Annotated in this window: 13 protein-coding genes; 1 reads left to right on the top strand and 12 read right to left on the bottom strand. The window is 57.9% G+C overall.

Features of this window, described 5'->3' with window-relative positions; translation table 11 throughout:
• The first annotated feature begins 69 nt into the window (after positions 1-69).
• Positions 70-1,539 carry a DUF3943 domain-containing protein gene (locus QN370_RS17865; RefSeq protein WP_322125733.1) on the top strand — a complete coding sequence of 490 codons (1,470 nt, stop codon included), beginning with the start codon at positions 70-72 and terminating at the stop codon, positions 1,537-1,539.
• Between the two features lie 30 nt (positions 1,540-1,569).
• Here the strand turns inward: QN370_RS17865 and QN370_RS17860 are convergent, their stop codons facing one another.
• From QN370_RS17860 to QN370_RS17805, 12 genes are all read right to left on the bottom strand, one after another.
• The gene (locus QN370_RS17860; protein ID WP_322125734.1) at positions 1,570-3,219 is read right to left on the bottom strand and encodes a hypothetical protein; all 1,650 of its coding nucleotides are present in this window, start codon (positions 3,217-3,219) and stop codon (positions 1,570-1,572) included.
• An 85-nt stretch (positions 3,220-3,304) separates the two neighbouring features.
• Complete coding sequence (locus QN370_RS17855) at positions 3,305-10,324, bottom strand: tail fiber domain-containing protein (protein ID WP_322125735.1); 7,020 nt, start codon at positions 10,322-10,324, stop codon at positions 3,305-3,307.
• Positions 10,321-10,851 carry a hypothetical protein gene (locus QN370_RS17850; protein WP_322125736.1) on the bottom strand — a complete coding sequence of 177 codons (531 nt, stop codon included), beginning with the start codon at positions 10,849-10,851 and terminating at the stop codon, positions 10,321-10,323. The genes QN370_RS17855 and QN370_RS17850 overlap by 4 nt, the downstream gene beginning before the upstream one ends.
• A gap of 11 nt (positions 10,852-10,862) precedes the next feature.
• Positions 10,863-11,294: a hemerythrin domain-containing protein gene (locus QN370_RS17845; protein ID WP_322125737.1), complete on the bottom strand. Its 432-nt coding sequence runs from the start codon at positions 11,292-11,294 to the stop codon at positions 10,863-10,865.
• Between the two features lie 6 nt (positions 11,295-11,300).
• Complete coding sequence (locus QN370_RS17840) at positions 11,301-11,942, bottom strand: hypothetical protein (RefSeq protein WP_322125738.1); 642 nt, start codon at positions 11,940-11,942, stop codon at positions 11,301-11,303.
• Between the two features lie 41 nt (positions 11,943-11,983).
• Positions 11,984-12,811: a foldase protein PrsA gene (locus QN370_RS17835; protein ID WP_322125739.1), complete on the bottom strand. Its 828-nt coding sequence runs from the start codon at positions 12,809-12,811 to the stop codon at positions 11,984-11,986.
• Between the two features lie 34 nt (positions 12,812-12,845).
• A complete protein-coding gene (locus QN370_RS17830) occupies positions 12,846-13,415 on the bottom strand; it encodes a hypothetical protein (protein WP_322125740.1) in 570 nt (189 codons plus the stop codon).
• 3 nt (positions 13,416-13,418) lie between these two features.
• The gene (locus QN370_RS17825; RefSeq protein WP_322125741.1) at positions 13,419-14,342 is read right to left on the bottom strand and encodes a hypothetical protein; all 924 of its coding nucleotides are present in this window, start codon (positions 14,340-14,342) and stop codon (positions 13,419-13,421) included.
• Positions 14,343-14,355: 13 nt separating this feature from the next.
• The gene (locus tag QN370_RS17820) at positions 14,356-15,606 is read right to left on the bottom strand and encodes a type II secretion system F family protein (protein ID WP_322125742.1); all 1,251 of its coding nucleotides are present in this window, start codon (positions 15,604-15,606) and stop codon (positions 14,356-14,358) included.
• 1 nt (position 15,607) lies between these two features.
• On the bottom strand, positions 15,608-17,323 hold the full coding sequence (locus QN370_RS17815; RefSeq protein WP_322125743.1) for a GspE/PulE family protein: 1,716 nt from the start codon (positions 17,321-17,323) through the stop codon (positions 15,608-15,610).
• A gap of 16 nt (positions 17,324-17,339) precedes the next feature.
• The gene (locus QN370_RS17810) at positions 17,340-18,152 is read right to left on the bottom strand and encodes a hypothetical protein (RefSeq protein ID WP_322125744.1); all 813 of its coding nucleotides are present in this window, start codon (positions 18,150-18,152) and stop codon (positions 17,340-17,342) included.
• Between the two features lie 920 nt (positions 18,153-19,072).
• Positions 19,073-20,584 (bottom strand): hypothetical protein, encoded by a 1,512-nt coding sequence (locus tag QN370_RS17805; RefSeq protein WP_322125745.1) that lies wholly within the window; start codon positions 20,582-20,584, stop codon positions 19,073-19,075.
• Between the last annotated feature and the right edge of the window lie 113 nt (positions 20,585-20,697).

Below are 20,697 nucleotides of genomic sequence, written 5' to 3'. Positions count from 1 at the left end.
CGGTGTGCTTGCGTGATCATGAGCCGCCAGGCGTACTTCGTGCGCCGGCGTTCTCTTTGGTAAGCACACATGATGACCTCTCCATTTTTATCCACCGACCGGCTTGTCCGGCACGGCAGTGCAGCGCTGACCCTGACACTGGCTGGCCTGTCCGGTGCCAGTGCGCAATTCATTGATCGCACCAGCGGGCCGGGCGCAATGGTGCGCTCCGAACTGCCCGATCTCGGTGGACCGGTCGCTGCTGCGGCACCCGCGAAAGATTATGTGTTGCCAGCGCTGGAAATCATCGGTTTCGACATCATCCTCAATCGCCTGAACCATCAGTTCGACAAGACCACCACCGACTACAACGTCACTGTCCCGACCATCAAGCGCAACATCAGCAGCAGTTGGGTTGTCGATAATGATCCGTACAAGACCAATCAGATCCTGCATCCTTACCAGGGAGCGATGTATCACGGCTTTGCCCGCTCGACTGGCATGAATTACTGGGAATCGCTCGGCTATACCTTTGCCGGCAGCGCCTTCTGGGAAATCTTCGGCGAAGCGACCCGGCCATCACGCAACGATCAGATTGCCAGCGGCATCGCCGGCAGCTTCCTCGGCGAGTCGCTGTTCCGCTTGTCTAGCCTGGTGCTGGAAAACGGCAGCGGATTGCCGTCGAACCTGCGCGAAGTGGCGGCAGCGGCCATCTCGCCATCAACCGGGTTCAACCGGCTTGCCTTCGGCAATCGCTTCGATGCAATTTTTGCCAGCAATAATCCAGCCTATTATGGCCGCTTGCAGGTCGGTGCCAGCACGGCAACCCAGGCCGTGCTGGGCCCCTCGGTTCAGGACAAACGCACTGAAGCCGTCGTCAACTTTGCGATTGACTATGGCTTGCCGGGCAAGAACGGCTATCGCTACGAGCGGCCATTTGACTACTTCAATCTCGAGGCCACGGCGTCGAGCGGCAGCGGGGTCGAAAGCATCCATAACCGCGGCTTGCTGATTGGCCAGAAATACGAACTGGGTAATGACTATCGGGGTATCTGGGGCCTGTATGGCAGCTACGATTACATCGCGCCGCAATTGTTCCGGGTGTCCAGCACGGCGCTGTCGCTGGGTTCGACCGCGCAGTGGTGGCTATCCAATAGCGTGGCGCTGCAAGGTACGGCTACTGCCGGTATCGGCTACGCAGCGGCGGGCAGCGTGCGCACAGCCGGCGAGCGTGACTACAACTATGGTGTCGCGCCGCAAGCGCTGGTGTCGGTGCGGATGATTCTGGCCGATGCTGCCGCCGTCTCGTTCACTGCCCGTGAATACTTCGTCAGCAATGTGGCCGCAGCCAGTCGCGGTGGTCATGAAAACATTATTCGTGCCGATACGTCGGTGATCTGGCGGGTCCATCAGCAGCACGCGGTCGCGCTCAAGTACTTGTGGTCGCAGCGCGATGCGGCTTTTCCCGGGTTGAGCAACCAGACCCAGACCCGCGCCACCGTGGGTTTGTATTACACGCTGCTGGCCAAGGATGGCTTTGGTACGGTGGACTGGCGCTGACCGGGCTGTGCACTGCCAACACGGTCGTCATTATCTTCTGGCCAGCGCCGGGATGCCCTGGTCGACAGTCAGCGCATGGGTCAGACGCAACCCGGGCGTCTCGGATCGCACCTCTGCATCGGTCTGGCCTGCGGACTCGTCGCGACTCCGCTCGGGCCTCGCTGGTGCCACGACCGGCACCTTCGGCACCGCCTGCTGATAGCCCTTGCCACGGAAATACACCACCTTCGATTTCAGCGCCAGCACCAGCTCGGAACGCGTCACCGTGTCACTGCTACCGTTTTGCGAAATACCGCGCCGGATATCACTGGCATCGCGGTTGATGGTGATTCCGCCGAGCAGGATCATGTCGCCGGGGCGGGCCCGGATCACGGTATTGATTTCACGGTCCGCTGTGGTCGGCAAGGTCAGGTCGGTGCCGAGCGCGGTGAACTTGTTGAGGCTCACAATCTCCGAGATCGACAGGCCGATGCGGGTGTAGACGGTGTTATCGCTGAAGTCACCGAACAGTGCCAGATCAAGGCCGGTCTTGAGGTCGCGGGTTTCCGTCGTGACCTGATTCACCGAGGTCGAAAAATTGGTGCCGACCTTCGAGACATAGGTGGTCGACTGACCGACACGCAGACTACCCTTGGTACCGGAAATCACCGCCAGCCGTGGCCGGGAAATGGCTTTGACATTGCCCTGGGTCTGCAGAAAATTGATGAGCATGTCGACTGAAAAACGCGATGACGACAGCACCAGTCCCAGCCCCAGTCCGGCGATGCCGCCACTGACGGCATTGCCGATGTTTTGGGCGGCCGTCGTTGCTGTTGTTGCCGTCGTTGCCGTCGTGGCACCGGCCACAGCGGGCGTGACCGTCGTTGCCGTACCCGCCGGATTGGTGGCCAGTCCCGGTGTGCCGGCCCAGGCCAGTTTGTTCCACTGGATGCCCGTGTCCGAGTTATCCTTCAGATCGACCTGAAAGATGTTGACGTCGTAGATGATCAGCGAACGTGTCTCGCGGATTTTTTGCAAGTAGCTTTCGATCTTGGCGAGCGACGGCCGGTTGGTGCGAAACACCAGCGAGCGGTTGAGCCGGTCAATGTACGGATCTTTTGCGCCCAGAAATTGCAGCGTGTTGGTCAGGCCGGCGGCATTGTCTTCCGATAGCGCCGGTGGCAATTCGACGACGAATTGCTGCTCTGGCTGGATGAACAGAGTGTTCTTCCTGAACTGGTAAAAAAAACCGATCGATTCCGACAGGTTATCGAGCACCTCGGTCAGATTGCCCTTCACATCGAAGGCCGAGATGGGCCCGAAGCGTTCGCTGCCTTTGCTGCCGCCTTCGATGTTGAGTGCAATGCCGGTATCTTTCAGTACCAGACGCAGTGCGTCATACACCCCGGATTCAGTCACGCTGAGATTGCGTATTGCAATGTTTGGCAGCCGGGCACTGTCGACAAGGGGCCGCATCAGGAACATGTCTTCACTGCCAAAACCGGCGTCGATATCCAGGCTGGCGTCCGTGCCGGCGTCGTCGACGGTGCGGCTGTCGGGCGCGTTGACGACCGCTTCCTTCGGATGGGCCAGCGGACGCGGAAAACTGGCGCAACCCGTTAATGTCATCAGCACAGCGAGCGCCAGCGCGACGGGTCGAGGTGTGGAACGAACGACGAATTGGCTTGATTCAACTTTCATGATTTTCCTTGTAGCGAACCTGCCGACAAACCTGCAAATGCACCTGCACTAGTGCACTTTCCCAATCCTGCTCAAGCTATCTTGATCAACTCATCCGTATCCAGGTCGCCTTGACTTTCTTGCTTGCAGCAACCAGCCCGACCTGTGATCCCATTGCCGTGACATCGACTCCCTTGCCGCTGATCGGTGTGACGGTGATCTTGCCCGCCATGAAAGCGACCGAGGCAAATGCGCTGCTGCCATCCTCGGCCGTGACATTGACAATGTATTGCGCACCGGCCAGCGGCACGAAGATCGGCTGGAACGCGCCGAGACTGACAAATACCTCGGTCTCACCGGTCTTCATCACATCGGAACGCAGGTATTTGGAGTCAATGCGATCGGCCTCGAGCTTCTTGATACGGGCGATGTCAGCTTCGAGGTTGGCCGTCCTGATCGTGGTTGATTTGATGTTTTCGAATACCGCATCGTTACCCTGGAAGGTCTTGATGTCGACTAGCAGTGTGGCCGGGTCCTTCTTGACCAGGTACTGCAGGGTCAGTTGCTGTTCCTTGATACCTTCGACTAGCAGCGCCACGAGTGGCGAGTACTGGACGGTCTTGTACCCAAAGTTATCCGTTTGCACAATTTCCGGTACGGTGGATTCGATTTGCTGCGCGATGAAACCGAGCTTGCGGCCTTCCTCGAAATTTTTCATTGGAAAGGCGGCCCGATCAAATTCGTAATGCACTCCTTGCAGAGCCGAGATGGTCTTGACCGCATTGATGATCGGCGTGATGTTCTTTTTGTAACGCCTGTCCGAAGACGTGAAATAAGCGGACGCGGTGACGCTACCCTTGGTGTAGAGATTTCCGGTGTCGTTGGTCAGGCTCATCAGAGCTTGTTCGTTGCTGTTTTCCCAGAGAAATCCGTCAGTCGAATTATTGGCGTAAGTGCGAAACCGCACCTGAGAACCAGTTCTGCCATCGATCGACGCAGTTGCAGCCGCTCCGCCCAGTGAATTCGTGCCACCGGAGCTAGCCTTGTAAATACCCCAGTTAGTGTCAGACGTGCCATTGAGTAAAAGGCCTTTTCCACTCGTTAGTTGCAGGGTGCCACTGACAGCAAGGTTGCTGCTGAAGGTGCCGCTTGTTGCGCTCAAGGCACCTCCCGCAGTGACGCTACCCTTGGTATAGAGATTCCCGCTGTCGCTGGTCAGGCTCATCAGGGCTTGTTCACTTGTGTTTTCCCAGATAAATCCTTCAGGTGCACTGGAGAAGGCGCGAAACCGCAACTGGGCACCGGTCCTGCCATCGATCGACGCGGTTGCAGCCGCTCCGGCCAGAGAATTCGACCCGCCGGAGCTTGCCCTGTAGATACCCCAGTTTGTGTCAGTGCCATTGAGTAAAAGGCCTTTTCCACTCGTCAGTTGCAGAGTGCCGCTAACAGCGAGGTTGCTGCTGAAGGTGCCGCTCGTTGCGCTCAAGGCACCGGTCAGGGTGAGTCCTGCAAAGCTCGGGGTGCTGCTGGTGGCGATGCTTTGTGGCAGCGAAAGGGTAATGCTGCCAGAGCCGGAGGTGACGGTGATCTGGCTGGTGGTCCCCGTCAGATTGGCCAGCGCGTACCCGCTGCCATTACCAATCAGGAGTTGTCCATTGGTTGGCGTCGTGCCCAGTCCGGTGCCGCCGCGTGCCACTGCCAGCGTGCCGCTGGCGATATTGCCGGCATTGAGGTTGGTGAGGGAGGAGCCGTCGCCTGTCATTGCGCTATCGAGATAAGCGATGGTTTTACGGGTTGGTCCTGCAACGGTCATGAAGAGATTGGTGCCATTGAATTCCATTGCGCCAACGACGGGTGTAGTGAGATTGGTGCCGCTGGTCCAAGTCAGAGGGGCGACCGTCGTGGTGCCGGTGGTGAGGCCGAGTCCACCAGTCAGCGTGAGTCCGGCAAAGCTCGGGGTGCTGGTGCTGGCGATATTCTGTGGCAGCGACAACCCGATGCTGCCCGAGCCGGAAGTGACGGTGATCTGGCTGGCGGTCCCGGTCAGACTGGCCAGCGTATACCCGCTGCCATTGCCAATCAGCAGTTGTCCATTGGTTGGCGTTGTGCCCAGTCCGGTGCCGCCGCGTGCCACTGCCAGCGTGCCGCTGGCGATATTGCCGGCATTGAGGTTGGTGAGGGAGGAGCCGTCGCCGGTCATTGCGCTATCGAGATAAGCGATGGTTTTACGGGTTGGTCCTGCAACGGTCATGAAGAGATTGGTGCCATTGAATTCCATTGCACCAACGACGGGTGTAGTGAGATTGGTGCCGCTGGTCCATGTCAGAGGTGCGACCGTCGTGGTGCCGGTGGTGAGGCCGAGTCCACCAGTCAGCGTGAGTCCGGCAAAGCTCGGGGTGCTGGTGCTGGCGATATTCTGTGGCAGCGACAACCCGATGCTGCCCGAGCCGGAAGTGACGGTGATCTGGCTGGCGGTCCCGGTCAGACTGGCCAGCGTATACCCGCTGCCATTGCCAATCAGCAGTTGTCCATTGGTTGGCGTTGTGCCCAGTCCGGTGCCGCCGCGTGCCACTGCCAGCGTGCCGCTGGCGATATTGCCGGCATTGAGGTTGGTGAGGGAGGAGCCGTCGCCTGTCATTGCGCTATCGAGATAAGCGATGGTTTTACGGGTTGGTCCGCCAACGGTCATGAAGAGATTGGTGCCATTGAATTCCATTGCACCAACGACGGGTGTAGTGAGATTGGTGCCGCTGGTCCATGTCAGAGGGGCGACCGTCGTGGTGCCGGTGGTGAGGCCGAGTCCACCAGTCAGCGTGAGTCCGGCAAAGCTCGGGGTGCTGGTGCTGGCGATGTTCTGTGGCAGCGACAACCCGATGCTGCCGGAGCCGGAAGTGACGGTGATCTGGCTGGCGGTCCCGGTCAGACTGGCCAGCGTATACCCGCTGCCATTGCCAATCAGGAGTTGTCCATTGGTTGGCGTTGTACCCAGTCCTGTGCCGCCGCGTGCCACGGCCAGCGTTCCGCTGGCGATATTGCCTGCATTGAGGTTGGTGATTAATGCGCCATCGCCTGTCATTGCGCTGTCGAGATAAGCGATGGTCTTGCGGGTTGGTCCGCCAGCGGTGATGAAGAGATTGGTGCCATTGAATTCCATTGCACCAAGGACTGGTGAGGTGAGATTGGTGCCGCTGCTGAATGTCAGGGGAGCGACTGTCGTGGTGCCCGTGACGAGGCTGAGTCTACCGCTCAAGGTCAGCCCGGCAAAGCTTGGGGTGCTGGTGGCGGCGATGTTTTGTGGTAGCGACAAGCCGATGCTGCCGGAGCCGGGCGTGACGGTAATCTGATTGGGGGTTCCCGTCAGACTGGCCAGCGCATACCCGCTGCCATTGCCAATCAGGAGTTGTCCATTGGTTGGCGTTGTACCCAGTCCTGTGCCGCCGCGTGCCACGGCCAGCGTTCCGCTGGCGATATTGCCTGCATTGAGGTTGGTGATTAATGCGCCATCGCCTGTCATTGCGCTGTCGAGATAAGCGATGGTCTTGCGGGTTGGTCCACCAGCGGTGATGAAGAGATTGGTGCCATTGAATTCCATCGCGCCAAGGACAAGTGTGCTGAGATTGGTGCCGGTCTGGAACTTCAATGGCGCAACAGTGGTGGTGCCTGCGGCAAGGGTTGTCGTGTTGCTGAATGTTGCTGTGGTAGCGGCCAGGGCACCTCCCACGGTGACGCTGCCCTTGGTATAGAGATTCCCGCTGTCGTTGGTCAGGCTCATCAGGGCTTGTTCGTTGCTGTTTTCCCAGATGAATCCGTCCGTCGTATTGTTGCCGTAAGCGCGAAAACGCACCTGGGCACCAGTCCTGCCATCGATAGACGCGGTTGCAGCCGCTCCACCCAGAGAATTCGTACCGCCGGCGAGAGCCTTGTAGATACCCCAGTTAGTGTCTGAGGTGCCGTTAAGTAAAAGACCTTTTCCACCTGTTAGCTGCAGAGTGCCACCAACGATGAGATTTCCTCCTAGCGTGAGGCTTGGCCCATCGACGCGCACGCCACCGGTAAAGTCACCTGCATAGTTGATGGCGAGCACGGAACCGATATTTTTGGCTAACGCCCGGGAAATGCCAGAATTTCCGCGGGTGACCTGATCAGTTGCTCCCAGCATGAAATCCCAGCCACCTGCGCTGACGTTACCCTTGGTGTAGAGATTCCCGCTGTCGCTAGTCAGGCTCATCAGGGCTTGTTCGGCACTGTTTTCCCAGATAAATCCTTGATTCAAATCGGAGTAAGCGCGAAATCGCAAATGGGCGTCCGTTCTTCCATCGATCGACGCAGTTGCAGCCGCTCCGCCTAAAGAATTCGCACCGCCGGCGAGAGCCCTGTATATACCCCAGAACGTGTCAGGGTTTCCAGAGATCAAGTTTCCATTGAGGAGTAGGCCTTTCCCATTTTTCAGTTTCAGAGTGCCATCAACATCAAGGTTGCTGCTGAAGGTGCCGCTCGTTGCACTCAAGGCCCCGGTCAGGGTGAGTCCACCAAAGGTTGGGCTGCTGGTAGTGGCGACGTCTTGTGGCAGCGACAGCCCGATGCTGCCAGAGCCGGGGCTGACAATGATCTGGTTGGTAGTCCCGGTCAGACTGGCCAGCGTATACCCGCTGCCATTGCCGATCAGGAGTTGTCCATTGGTTGGCGTTGTACCCAGTCCGGTGCCGCCGCGTGCCACGGCCAGGGTGCCGGCAGTGATGCGGCCTGCGTCGAGCGAGGTCAACGCAGCGCCGTTGCCGATGAACGAAGAAGCGGTTACGGCACCAGTAAACGTCGCCGTCAGATCAGACTGTAATGTCATCACCGTATTGTAGGTTTGGCTCCCGATATCGCCTGCGTTCGTTGAACTCACTTTAAAAATCATGCCGTTATCAGCACCCCCTGCTGCCAAAACCGCATTTGCGCCGTCGTGTTTGATAAAAAAATGATCCCAGACGGCATTATTCGGCGAGTACATTCTTAATTCACGCACGGTAGTCAGGGCGCTCGGGGAACTTACGGTTAAATCGCCGCCAAGGGTAGTCGACCCCGGGACAGTCAGGTTACCGGCAAGCGTCGTATTTCCACTTGCATCCATGAGCGTCAATAGACGGGCCTGATCGATTGTTTGCCACCCGTAATATTGGCCAAAAATAATAGGCTCACTCTGGTTATCACCGGTCATGATGTACAGCGCGCCATTGTCTGAAGTTTGATACGCCGATGTCGGACTTTTTCCGATATACCAATAATCGTTCAAGTTCATTGCGCCGGCAATTGAACCGCCATTCAAATAAACAGAAGCATTTTGAAGTGTTGAATTAATGGAAGGCGCACCAGGCGCTGTTAATCCCAGAGTGCCCGATATGTTCAGTCCCTTGCTGGAAGAAATGGAGCCGGTTACCTGGAGTTTGTTGCCAGAGGAATCGTCACCGGTTGCGCCAATCACCACCGCATCGCTGGTACGGCCCAGGACTACCGTACTGGAAGTAGATACAACCGCGCTGGCACCCAGTGCAGTGGCATAACTCAGGTTATTGCTCGCTACGTCTGCATTCGCACCGATCACGGTATTGTTGGTGCCGGTGGTATTGGTGATCAAGGCCCCATTGCCAAAGGCAGAATTATTCGATCCGTTGGTGACCCACAGGCCGCGCGCGCCGGCCACGCTGGCCGCAATCTGCCCGGTCCCGGGCAAATACAGCCCGGTCGATTGCTCCCCTGCGAAAGCGTAGCCAGGTGCTGCTGCGGCCCCGTTATTGGCGACCAGTTGTGGATTAACGCTGTCGACCCGGAACGCTTCGACTCCGCGCGAGGCGACGCGCAGCGGGATGGCCGTCGAACCGGCCAGCGTGGCGATGCCCACCAGCATTTGGCTGCCACTGCCGCCCGATGAAGCCGCCGTTTCGCCGATCGACAACGCGCTGGTATTGCCGGTCAGTGACCAGTTCCAGCTTTGTGCGTAAGCACCGTTGCCAATGGTGTTGGCGGCAGCCGCACCTGTCAGCGACGACAGCGCCGGTGTGACAAGCACATTGGCTGCAGCGGTCAGGCGACCTTTGGCATCGACCGAGAAGGTCGGTACTGAAACGTTCGAGCCATATACGCCAGCGGCGACGCCACTGTTGGCCAGCGTCAATATGCCGCTGGCGTTGGCCGAACCGTCGAATAGGACTGACCAGGTGGCATCGCCACTGATGTCGAGCGTGCGTGCCGTAATGAGCCGACTGGCAGTGTCGGTGTTACCGGTGACATTGCCGATGACGTTACCGGTCAGATTGCCGGTGACATTGCCCGTGACGTTACCAGTGACATTGCCGGTGAGCGTACCGCTCAGTGTTGTGAAAGCGCCTGATGACGGCGACGTGTTGCCTATCCTGGTGTTGTTGATGGTGCCACCCGTGATGGCGACATTGCTGGCCGCATACGTGTTGGCGACCGGTTGCCAGATGCTGCCGTCCCAGCGCCACAAGGTGTTATCACTTTTGACGAGGCGCATTGCGCCTACCTTCTGGTCCGCACCGATGAGCAAACCCAGCGCCGTCATGTCGGCGACCGGATCACCAAAGTAGACGGTACCGCCGACGCCCTGGCGGATTTGGGCGGTAGAGACGCTCACCACGAAATCATCATCGGTGGTCGTTGCGCCACTGGCAATTTGCGCGCAGGTGCGGTTGAACACACCGTCGAGACCGGCAGAGACGACCGCAAACGTGACCGCGCCGGTATCGGTGGCACTGCCGTTGAGTCGGTTGCCACCGCTCATGACGCTGCCGTTATCCCACGCACAATAGCCAAGCTTGGTCCCATAGCCATCACTGATCGGTGCACCCAGGCCGGTGGGGACGAGACCACCACCGGCGGGGCCTGCGCCGGACAAGTAGGGCGGCGGTTCGGGGAACGAGTCGCCATCCGTATCCGGCGTTGTGGCAATGACGGTGGTGATGATGGCGGCCGCTTGTTTGACGGCCAGTTCCTGTGATGAGCGGCGTGCCAGGTCAGCGGCAACCTTGAACGAGCCGACCAGTTCGTTGGTGCGCACTGCCTGGGCCGGCAGTGCCAGCAGCAGCGCGGTGGTAACGAGCAGGCGTGTCGGTAGTGTGGTCATGGGCTCACCAGCGTGACGGTTAGCGTGTCGCCGCTGCGGGTTGCCTGGGCACTGCCGATTTTGGCGATGACGGCATCGAGCAGATTGCGGTAGAACGTCGAGCCGGCTTCGTTGGCCGTGATCGCAATACGGATGCTGGTCGCATCATTGATATAGCTCCACGGCGTGAATCCGGTCAGCGGTCGCAGCTGCGTGGCACTGGCGTCGCCCGACCAGATCGAGAGCCCCGATTTGGGACAGATTAGTGCGCTCACGGTCGATGGTGAAGAGGGCGTAGCCGGATAGGAAGGATGGAATGCGGTGCCGTTATTCCCATCCGGATAGACCGCCCGACACAGCACGAGCAGGTTGGCGATCAGATCGCGCTGCGCCACCATCTGGTCTTTGGTGGCATGAAACAGTTCTGCCCGGGCACTGTTGCGCGCGTTGCCGGAGGCGACGAAGCCGAGCAACACGAACAGGCCGATCGCAAACAGGGCTGTCGCGGCAGCAAAGCCGGTTGCAGGTCGGGGCGGGCAGCGAATCATGTCGGTTCTTTTCAGGCAGCCCGGTAACGGGCATCGATGTACGGAAAGAACAGTTTGTCGACGTCGATCACATGGCGCATCAGCCAGAACGATAGCGCAGCGCAGCTCTCGCGCGCCAGCACGGCGACCACGTCGGCGCTGTCCGGACGAGCCAGTTGCATGCGGGCGGTGCGGGTGATGCTGCGTGCCTGGTCATGTAATTTACGGTGGAAAACCAGTTCCGGATAGGCGATTTCGGCCAGTTCGGCTTCTTCTTCCATGAGCAGGGTATCGAACTGGGTATAGGTGGTGCGCAGCCAGCGCTTCAGGTCCGCGGCGTCGAGACACGCGACGCGGCTACTGGCGGCGGCGAGTGTCTCGAACACGTCGCGGTTGCGACGGTCGAGGGCGATGCTGCCGACGGCGAGGTCGGGGCTCCAGAGCGATGCAAGTGAGGTTGTCATGGCGGATCAGTTTTCGGCGAGGGTGCTGTAGAAGATGTAGAACGGATCTGATGTGGCGACGCAACCGGTCGCACGCCCACCGGCCGTGATGGTCTTGGTGCCGTTGTTGATCGCGAAATCAGCCAGCGCAATGGTGGCGCTCGGGATCGTCGTGCCGATCGGATCGCCATACATTTGCAAGTTGATTTGCTGGCACGCTGCGAGCGACAGCTTGTTGAGATAGACGATGCTATCTGCGCCGCCGGTGGTATCGATACCGATGCCACTGACGAAGATGGACTTGTTGTATTGCCAGGCAGCATCAGTCGCGCCGGTGGTGATGGCTTGTGCCGGTGCCGACTGGTTGATGCCGTACTGCTTGTTCGGATCGAACAGACCCGTGCCACTCGTGGTATCAAAGGTCATCGTGGAAGCACTGTTGCCGTCGAAGATGAAGCGGTTGTACGCTTCGCGATATTCCCCGCTTTGCTTGAGGATGATCGCACTGTAGACCTTGGCGCTTTCGACACTGAGCGATTTGGAGGATCCGCGGCTGGAATAGGCCAGCGCTGCCCCTACCAGGACGATCAGCGCAATCGTGAACAGGATGACCGTGGCACCCATACCGCGCTGCTTTGAAAGATGATGCTGATGAAAGGTGATATCCATGCTTGAGCTCCGGTGATGAGTTAAAAAACGAGTTTTTACGATTAGCTGCGTAATTCGATTTTTGCCGCAGCCCTGCGGGCCTTCATGTCTTCGTTGAAACGTTCTGCTACCAGCAAGTCCTTGATCTCGCCTTCAACCTTGGCCAGTTCGGGTTTCGGATTGGTCTTGATGTCGTCGACGTACAGCACCAGCGCACCTTCACGCACGGTGACCGGTTGCAGGCGCTGGCCGGTTTTGAGCTTCTTGACCGCGACGCCCAGCCCGTAGGGCACTTCGGCTGCGGTCATGTAATGCTCACCATCCTTGCGGACCCAGGTCAGCTTTGCCATGGCCTCTTTGTCGCCGCGACCGACGCCATCGAAGACGTCCTGTGCTTCCTTGGCATCGACCGAAACAAAGAATTTCAGCTTGAAGGTGGTGAAGTCCTCGTCCTTGACGCGTGTGTCGTAGAACACCTTGATGTCCTTGTCGGTCACGCCATTGCGTACTTCCAGCGAGCGCTGGTTAATAAAGACGCTGGCCAGTACTTCATTGCGTGCGCTTTGCATCGCCGTTTTGGCGGCCTGGCGATAGAGCTTGTCGGCACTGTTGGCGGCGATGACCTTGTTGATCGCGCGATCGACGGCAATCGCCTTGTCGAGCCCGGCATTGAGGAACGGCAGTAGCTCAGCCTCGGCGATTTCGGCACCGTCGACGACGGCAACGATACGGTTGGTGGTTTGCTTGACGCTGCCGATGTCGGACCGTGATTCCTTCGCAGCGGCCGAGCGCAGGATCTCAAGGCCGAAATACGCCGCACTGGCCAGCACCATGGTGGCGACAACAATGCTGGCGACGAGTGTCTTGCGATTACCAGTGGGAGTTGTCATGGTTGCTCCTTGTTTTTGGTAAATGAAAAAGTGGTCATCGCGTGCTGAGACCATCAAATGAAATGCCCTGGGTGTAGCCGCTAATCTCGGCCGTTGCCGCCATGCCACCGTCGCATTTGGCCAGGCAGAGTTCGCGGCCATCCCAGGCCACGCCTTGACGGAACGACTGCAGCGTTGCCAGGGCATACATGAACTCGGGCAACAGTGCCGGATCCTTGATGCTGACCAGCAAGGCGTTGTTGCTGGTGTTGACCGCAACGAGGACGGCCGAATTATTTTTTGCCATGATGTTGGCGGCGCTCTTGTAGTCGGCTGCCTGGAGTGGCTTCTTGTCGAGCAACGGCGCGATCTTGTTGGCTTCGGTGCTTTTGATGTCGCGCGTGATGGCGGTAATGAAGAGTGCACTCTGGTTCGCCGCCATCACGCACAGCACGACTGCGGCAACAAACAGCAACGGCGCGATCAGCGAAAAATTCTGCAATGCCGCGTTCAGGAAGGGGCCGACATGGTTGGCTGGCTTGCCGAACGCATGCGCGCGTGGCAGGTGGCGACGTTCCGATGCGTCGTCCGGATTCACGGGCTGGGAAGAAAATGGATTTTTCATTGGTCAGCGCGGTACGACGACCGGTTTGTTTTTCAGGCCACGCGCCGCGGGAAGCGTGCCAGGCAAGGACACCCCTTGTGCGATGCGGATCAGGTTGTCGTCGCTGGTCTGGTCGGCGACGACGCGCGAGCCAAGTGCATCGATGTAGTCCCTGGTGATCCAGGCCGGCATCATCAGAATAAATTTTTCATCGCCATTCTTGACCTTGTACTCGTCGATCCAGCCGCCGGCACGCACCACCAGCGCCGAGACTTTCTGCATCCGCGCGAGTTGCTGTGATAGCGGCGACACGAAGTCAATCCGGGTGACCGCGTTATTGATGGCTTTCATGTGGGCCTGGCTGGACTTGTCGGCCGAGGCATTGAGTACCGAGACGCCGATGGCTGCGCCCACGTACAGCAGCAGCGCAATGGCGGCGACGACCAATGAATACCGGCTGGCGCTAAGCGAAATCCCGTCGGCGATGCGACGGTAAGCAGCAGGAATAGATTCCATGGCCCAGGCTTCGTCGTCTTCGACCAGATACACGGCCTGCTCGCTTTGTCCGGCCAGCCAGTCGGCCATGACTTCGGGGGTGTTGGCGATCAGGCGAATGTGATCGCGGATTTTTTCGACTGCCACCGACAGGCTGACATCAGGCAAGAAATAAATCCCGTCGCCGCGATGTTGCGGATGGCCCGGCATGGCCGCTGCCAGTGGCGTGCTGAAGGCGGGGATGGACGCGAAGGCGCTCGATGCCGCGGCAAAGTAATAGACCGCGCTGTTGTCGCGATCGACTGCCACCAGAAAATGTAGGCGCGCCGTACCCAGCACATCTTGTGCCACCATGAAAACGCTCTTGTCGATGTCGCCACTGTGCAGCGGGATCACGCCGGCAATCATGCCGGCATACGCGTTTTCGAACTGGACGGGACTGAGTTTGGCCATGGTATCGGCTGTCCTATAACGAAGTCATCGAGGCCAGGCTGCCCTCGCTCTGGATCAGGGCAACAAAAAGTGCAATCAGTACGGCCACCAGCGAAAAGGCGAGCGTGGCAATGAATGAAAACACCTGGAATTTTTTGGCTGCGCGTTGCGCGAAAACCTCTCTGCGTTCGGCGATGACTTCAAAAGCGCGCGCCAGCTGGTGGCGGTCGGTGTGCGAACGGATCAAGGTGCGCTCGGAGTTTTCCAGCGGCGTTTGCGCCAGGGCGTGGGCGATGTCTTCGCCGTCTTCGATGCGCCGGACCGCGCCGCGCCAGTAGCCCAGCACGCGCGGCACCCGCGAGGCTTTTTCGGCAATCGCAAACGAGACGATCAAGTCGACCCCGCCGCGGATCAGCGAGACCGCCACCTTGGTGCTGTTGGCCAGTGCGCCGTGCAGGACGATGTCCTTGACTTGCGGGATGCACAGGATAATGTCGTCGACTTTCTTGCGGAAATCGCTGCTGCCGTTGAGATAGCCCCAGGTACATACGGCGGCAAATACGACCAGTCCCAGCGATACCAGCAGCATCAGGTCATTGGCGAAATAGGCCACCGCAATGCCACGCTTGATGCTGGCGATTTTTTCGGGCGCGGTGTTCTCGCTGATTTCCTTTTCGATGGCGGGCAGTACGGCAACCCGGTTGCCGATCAAAGACAAGACCGAGAACGCCACTTCGATGGCAGTAAAAATGGCCGTGCCCATCAGGATTTTCAGGGTGCCGGCACGGGCCTGGTAATAGTCGATGGCCGTGTTGATGGCGCTCGACAGCGTGCCGGTTTTTTCACCGGCTTCGAGAATGGCCAGCGTAGTCTGGTCAAAGAATCCCAGCGCTTCCATCGCATCAAGGAAGCTGCCGCCGCCATCAAGGATCAGGTTGGCAAAATTGAGGCGCTGGCGCTGCGGACCATTCTCGGCATCGATCACCAGCTTGAGCGCGCGGCCGGCACTCAGACCGGCCTGTGTGTTGAAATAAATCGCCAGCAGGAATTGCTGCTTATAGTCGCGTGATACCGGATTGAGCCAGTTCATGGCCGGCTTGATGATGCGGATATCGATCGGTACGCCACCTGTTTTGCGCACGTCATGCACGATCTGTTCGCGGCTGGTGGCGACCATGATGCGGTTATGCCGGAAGTGCTTGCGCGCACTGCGGTCGCGCACGGCATCGGCATCATCGGCAAATGGCAGCAAGTAAGTCACGCTGAAATTTTTCAGGGTCTCCATGTCAGAAGCCCGCCCGGATCGATTGCGTGACGGTCTCGGCATCAATCACATGGCATTCGAGCAGCTGCGCCATGACCTGATGCTTGTCGATATGCGTGACCTGTTCCATCGCAAACACGGCCTGGAAGTTGTGGATTGACTCGAACAGCAGGCGCGTGATGTCGAGGCGCAGCGTGTCGGTGTTCGGTATCACCACGGTTTCGTGGATCGCGACCCGGCCGCGATAACCGGTCTGGCTGCATGCCGCACAGCCGGCACGGCGCAGAAAGCGCGCATGCCCATGAAAGGTGAGACCCAGCGTGTCGTTGAGTTCGACGGCGGATTCGCTGTCGATCTCGCTGGCGCAACTGCACAGTTTGGGGATCAGTCCCTGGTTGACCACCACTCTGAGCTGGTTAGCCAGAATGTAGAGTGCCTCCTGCTTGTTGGCCGGATCGCAGAAAGACAGCACCCGCTCGAACGTCTGGGCGACATCTTTCGCATGGACGGTCGCCAGCACCAGATGGCCGGATTCGGCAAACTTGAGCGCGGCCCGCATCGTGTCGTTGTCACGGATTTCACCGAGGATCAGTACGTCGGGATCTTGTCGCAACACCGAACGTTCCAGGTCGACCGATTTTTCATTGAGCAACTGGTTCAGCTGGATCTGGCGTGCAAACGGCAGGATGTACTCGACCGGCTCCTCGACGGTGATCACATTGATGCGATCGCGGCCAAAGTTCTGTGCCAGTGCATAGAGCGTGGTGGTCTTGCCGGAACCGGTCGGGCCGGAGATGAGCACCAGCCCACCGGTCTTGCCGCGCACATCAGCGAGCTGGCGAAATAGCTCGTTCATTTGCAACTGATACGGAAACAGCGCATCGAGCCCGATCATCGAGGACGGATCAAGCACCCGGATGGCGATGGTTTCACCGCCGGCGATCGGTTGCGTGGCGACGCGGAATTCGACGCCGGTACCGGCATCGGCGAGGGATAACCGGCCGTCCTGGGCACGCCGGGTATCCGAGGCATCCATGCCCGATTCGTTCTTGATACGCGAAAACAGCGCGGCCATGGTCCGTTCCGGCACCAGATGCGTGGGCCTGAGCGAGCCGTCGACGCGATAGCTGATCCATGCATTCGGGTCGCGTAATTTGTCCAGATGGATGTCCGACGCGCGCAAGAGGATGGCTTCTGACAGCATCGCATCGAGCGCTTGCTTGAGTAGCAAGCCATTAATCTCCTCGCTGCGCAGTCGCAGGGCGATGGATTCAAAGCTGTGGGAGGCGCTGTAAATGCTATCGAGCGAGCGGCGGATATCGCCCATATCGGTGGGCTCGATACGCAGATTCGTTACTTTTACTTCGCAGGCATCCATCAAGGTGCGGCGGGCATTCTCGGACAGAATGCGTGCGGCTTTCAATTGCAGCACACCGCTCTCTACCTGAACCGGAAAAACGCTATGTAACTTGCACAGTCCGAGCGGGAGCAATTGCCGGAACAGGAGCGACTCGCTTTCGCCATCAAGTCGTTTGACTGCAAAGCCAATTTGCGTCTTGCTGGCAAACTTGTTACGCACAATGATTTCGGCGAGCAATGCTTGTTGACCGCTTTCACGGGTTGATTTTTGCTGGCGCAGGCACACGTCGAGTTGTTGCACGGTGATCACGCCCGTCGTCACCAGAAAGGCACCGATCTGGCTTTGCAGGCTGTTGTCAGGAGGCCGGGTGGCGTTCATGGTCGCGTTCCCCGGTTCACTGCAACGGTGCCGGCGAGGCGGCCAGTGATTGCTGATTCGGGTTCTGGTTCTGGTTTTGATTATCCGTAAGCGGAGCCGATGCACTGCGAGCCTTGACCTCGACGGAGATGCTGCGCTTGTAAAGCGGATCGGGACGCTCCAGTACGATGGCAGGCTGGGCCGGATTGCCGGAGGTTTCCAGTTCGCCGACAAACACGATGGGAAAGCGCTTGCCGGATTTCAGTTCTGCGCCGCTGTTATCGGCGACGTGGTAAATCACGACTTGCCGGTTGCTTACCCGGGCAAAGAGGCTGCCCACATTGCCGGTGGCATCGAACGATTCGCCATCCGTAATCATCAGTGCATCATTGCGCGTTGTCATTGCGGCGGCTTGCGTAGCGAGCGGCAGCGGTGCCATGCTCATGCCGACTGCGGGCATGGCCTGCCCGGTCGTGAGCTGACGCTGTGCTGCCGAACGGCGCAATACCGCTTGCTTGCCGACGATGGCCGACACATAGAATCCGGCAAAGCGGTCTTTTTGTTCGTTCAGTTCGCGTGTGAGGGGATTATCAACGGTGGTGCCTGGCGCACCCGGAACAATCGGATAGGGTGCTGACTCGGAAGTGCGTGCGTAGCCTGCGGCAGGGACTGAGGCAGGCAGAGGCGTCATGTCTGCTGCGGCAGGGTTGGTCAGGCCATGCGGACGGATCAGGGGATTGGGAATTTGCAATTGCGCAAAGGCGTTGATGCTGGTGCAGACACCGGTCGCCAGCAACCCCAGCAGCGCCAAATTCCGACAGGCCCGAGCGGTCAATATACCTGGATGCATCGTCACTCCTTTTGCGGGGCCGCTGCCAGCAGAAGAGCGCTGGTAGCGTAATCAAAAGTCACTTAAGTGATTCGATGATAACCATTAGTCCATATCAATGACAGTACTTTCAAGCAATTTTGTTGTTTGGAAACTATAAGTTCCATTGGCAGATGAAATTTTTTATCAATTCATCCTCGGGAAGCCAAGGCCCTGATTGATGCCGTAGCGAGGAGCATTGTGGACGAGCACAGCGTGACAATAAGCGTGCGGCGCATCAATAGGGCATCAAGTCTTGTCGCTACGTGTAGCGGCTTGCAATCGAAAATGGTCCAGCTCGCAGTCAGCGCTGTTTTGAGCTCAGACTAATTGCGACTCACCGGCGGCTCGTGCTCACATTATTTGCAAATCAGCTCATGCACTTTGCGACCAGCTTGCAATTAGCCGCCGCCAGCTCACGCTCTTTGCGGCTGAACGAAATACTAAATGTAGTGGTTCGAAGGTCTCGCATTGACTTTTGATAAAGGCAATAAAACGAAGGCTAGCCGAATACCAGCAGGTTGATGCGCTCTTGCCGCCTGGCTTCATGGTCAGCTACAACATCTCAATTGTTACCACCGTGGATTTGCGCAGTGGCTTTACACGCCACCGGAACGCGCTCTGGCAAGATTTTTAGCGCGACTGGCGGGAAATTCATTTCAACGAGGGTATTGAACCCCCATCCTGGGTCATTGGCGATCAGGTTCTCGCTGCTGGCGCAACGGGAAACCTGTTTAATTCCGCGATCACCGGCGACGCGAATCTAGTCATCTACACTGACGCGTTGAATGGCGCAGATGCCATCAACGCTTATGATCCGAACAACGATCTTCCGAAGAACACGTTGTCTTGGGAGTAGGTCCACTAATAGCGATATATGTCGTTTGTTTAAAAATACCACGTTAGGTGTAGCCCGCTGCATTCGCTTCCGAGTAGTCGATCAGGATGGAAAAATGGCCGTGCTCTGCCACGATCACAGGTTTGTTGGCATGTGAACGTATAAAATTTCGCACTTGGTCCCCCGTTTGAATGCCGGGGTCTTCAAAACGTTTAGGACCTAACGGATTGTTCATCGCATACATGTCCAATATGACAGACTTAAAATCGAGCCAGGGATATCCTGAAGAATTTGGATCTGGCTGTACCCATGGACGGGTATAGATAATCCCTTCCCTTGCACCAAGCTGATTCATCAGTTCAACGACGTGCGCTGTTGTACCCTCTTCGTTGTAGTTCTCATCAAATAGTGCATCGACCGTAGTTGGGCTAAAGCCTGCTTTGAGCAGCATGGCATGTGCAATTTTCTTGAGTGCCGTTTCACCGGGCTGGCCCGGATCATCGTCGTCTTCACCAACCGCCTTTAATCGGCTGACATTGCCTAAAAACATGGGGTCTACTAGCTTCAACTCATTGCCACCCATCCGGGGTTGCAAATCAGTCATGAAGCCACGAATGCCTTTTCCAGAGCTTCCGGCACCGAAAACAGGGTTGATCATCTGCATCATCATCTGCTCCACGATAGTGGCTTCTTCGCTAAAATCTCCCTCCAGCGCACGAATGCGTTCCGCGATTTTTTGGGCCGCTTGCTCAGTGTGATCAAGGCCATTGGGTGATTGGACGGCTTGCTCCATTAGTACGGAAACAAATGCCGCCCGCCACCAGCTTCCACCATCGTCAGTAAACAGTTGCCGTTGTATATTCATCCCCTCACTCGGTCCTAAAAGTAAATGATCCGCTCTCTCCATGTCAATTTGATCATTGGTATATCTGGTTCGCAGAGGCGGGTTAATCGGGCCATCTTGAATCAGGGCACCATCGAATTTGGTGGAACTGCCTGCCTCAACAATTTCACTCGGCGAGATATCTTTCGATTGTTCTGTTTGACTGTGACCTTGCATCGCGGCGGGATGAAAGAAAATATCTTCAGCAACATCTGCTGACTGTTCGAGTAGATTATGTTCCGGCATTTCGATGGGAGCAAAAGAACGGCCGTCAGCACTATGGGGCAACACCGGATCTGCCAAGTCCGTTATTGGCGTGTTGATTTCCACTTTCTCGCTGTTATCTTGTATCGGCAACGCGGTCACGTTGCTTGGGCGGTCGGAGGTTTGACTGTCCTCTTTAAGTCGCGGCGAGCCCAAATCTCTTGCATTACTGATTGTTTGCCCTAGCCAGCCCGGTGCCGAGGCACGGCGCAATGGCTTAGTCACGTTGAGCGGTGTGATTCGTGCATCGGCCGCCATTTTGTCCAGTAAAGCCGTTCGCAACGATGCAAGCTGTTCCATCGAATGGACATAACCAGGCCCACGTCGCATCCTCTGCGCGTCAATTTCCTCTTCAAGCACGACATCCAGCGTATCTTCCGTCACCAGACCGTTCTCAATGAGATGGCATATGTTGTGGTAGCTTATCAACGTTGCATTGCGTCCCGAACCTGCCCGACTCAGGATGAGCGTAAGCGCCTCACGAGCAACGTCTTGACCAATTTTGCTTCGTAGTAAATGCAGGATTTAGCGCGAAGCGGTGC

This window comes from Actimicrobium sp. CCI2.3, assembly GCF_035019065.1.
Taxonomy (GTDB): Bacteria; Pseudomonadota; Gammaproteobacteria; order Burkholderiales; family Burkholderiaceae_D; genus Actimicrobium.
Note: the sequence above shows the minus strand (reverse complement) of the source record. Positions and strands in the feature narration are given on the sequence as shown.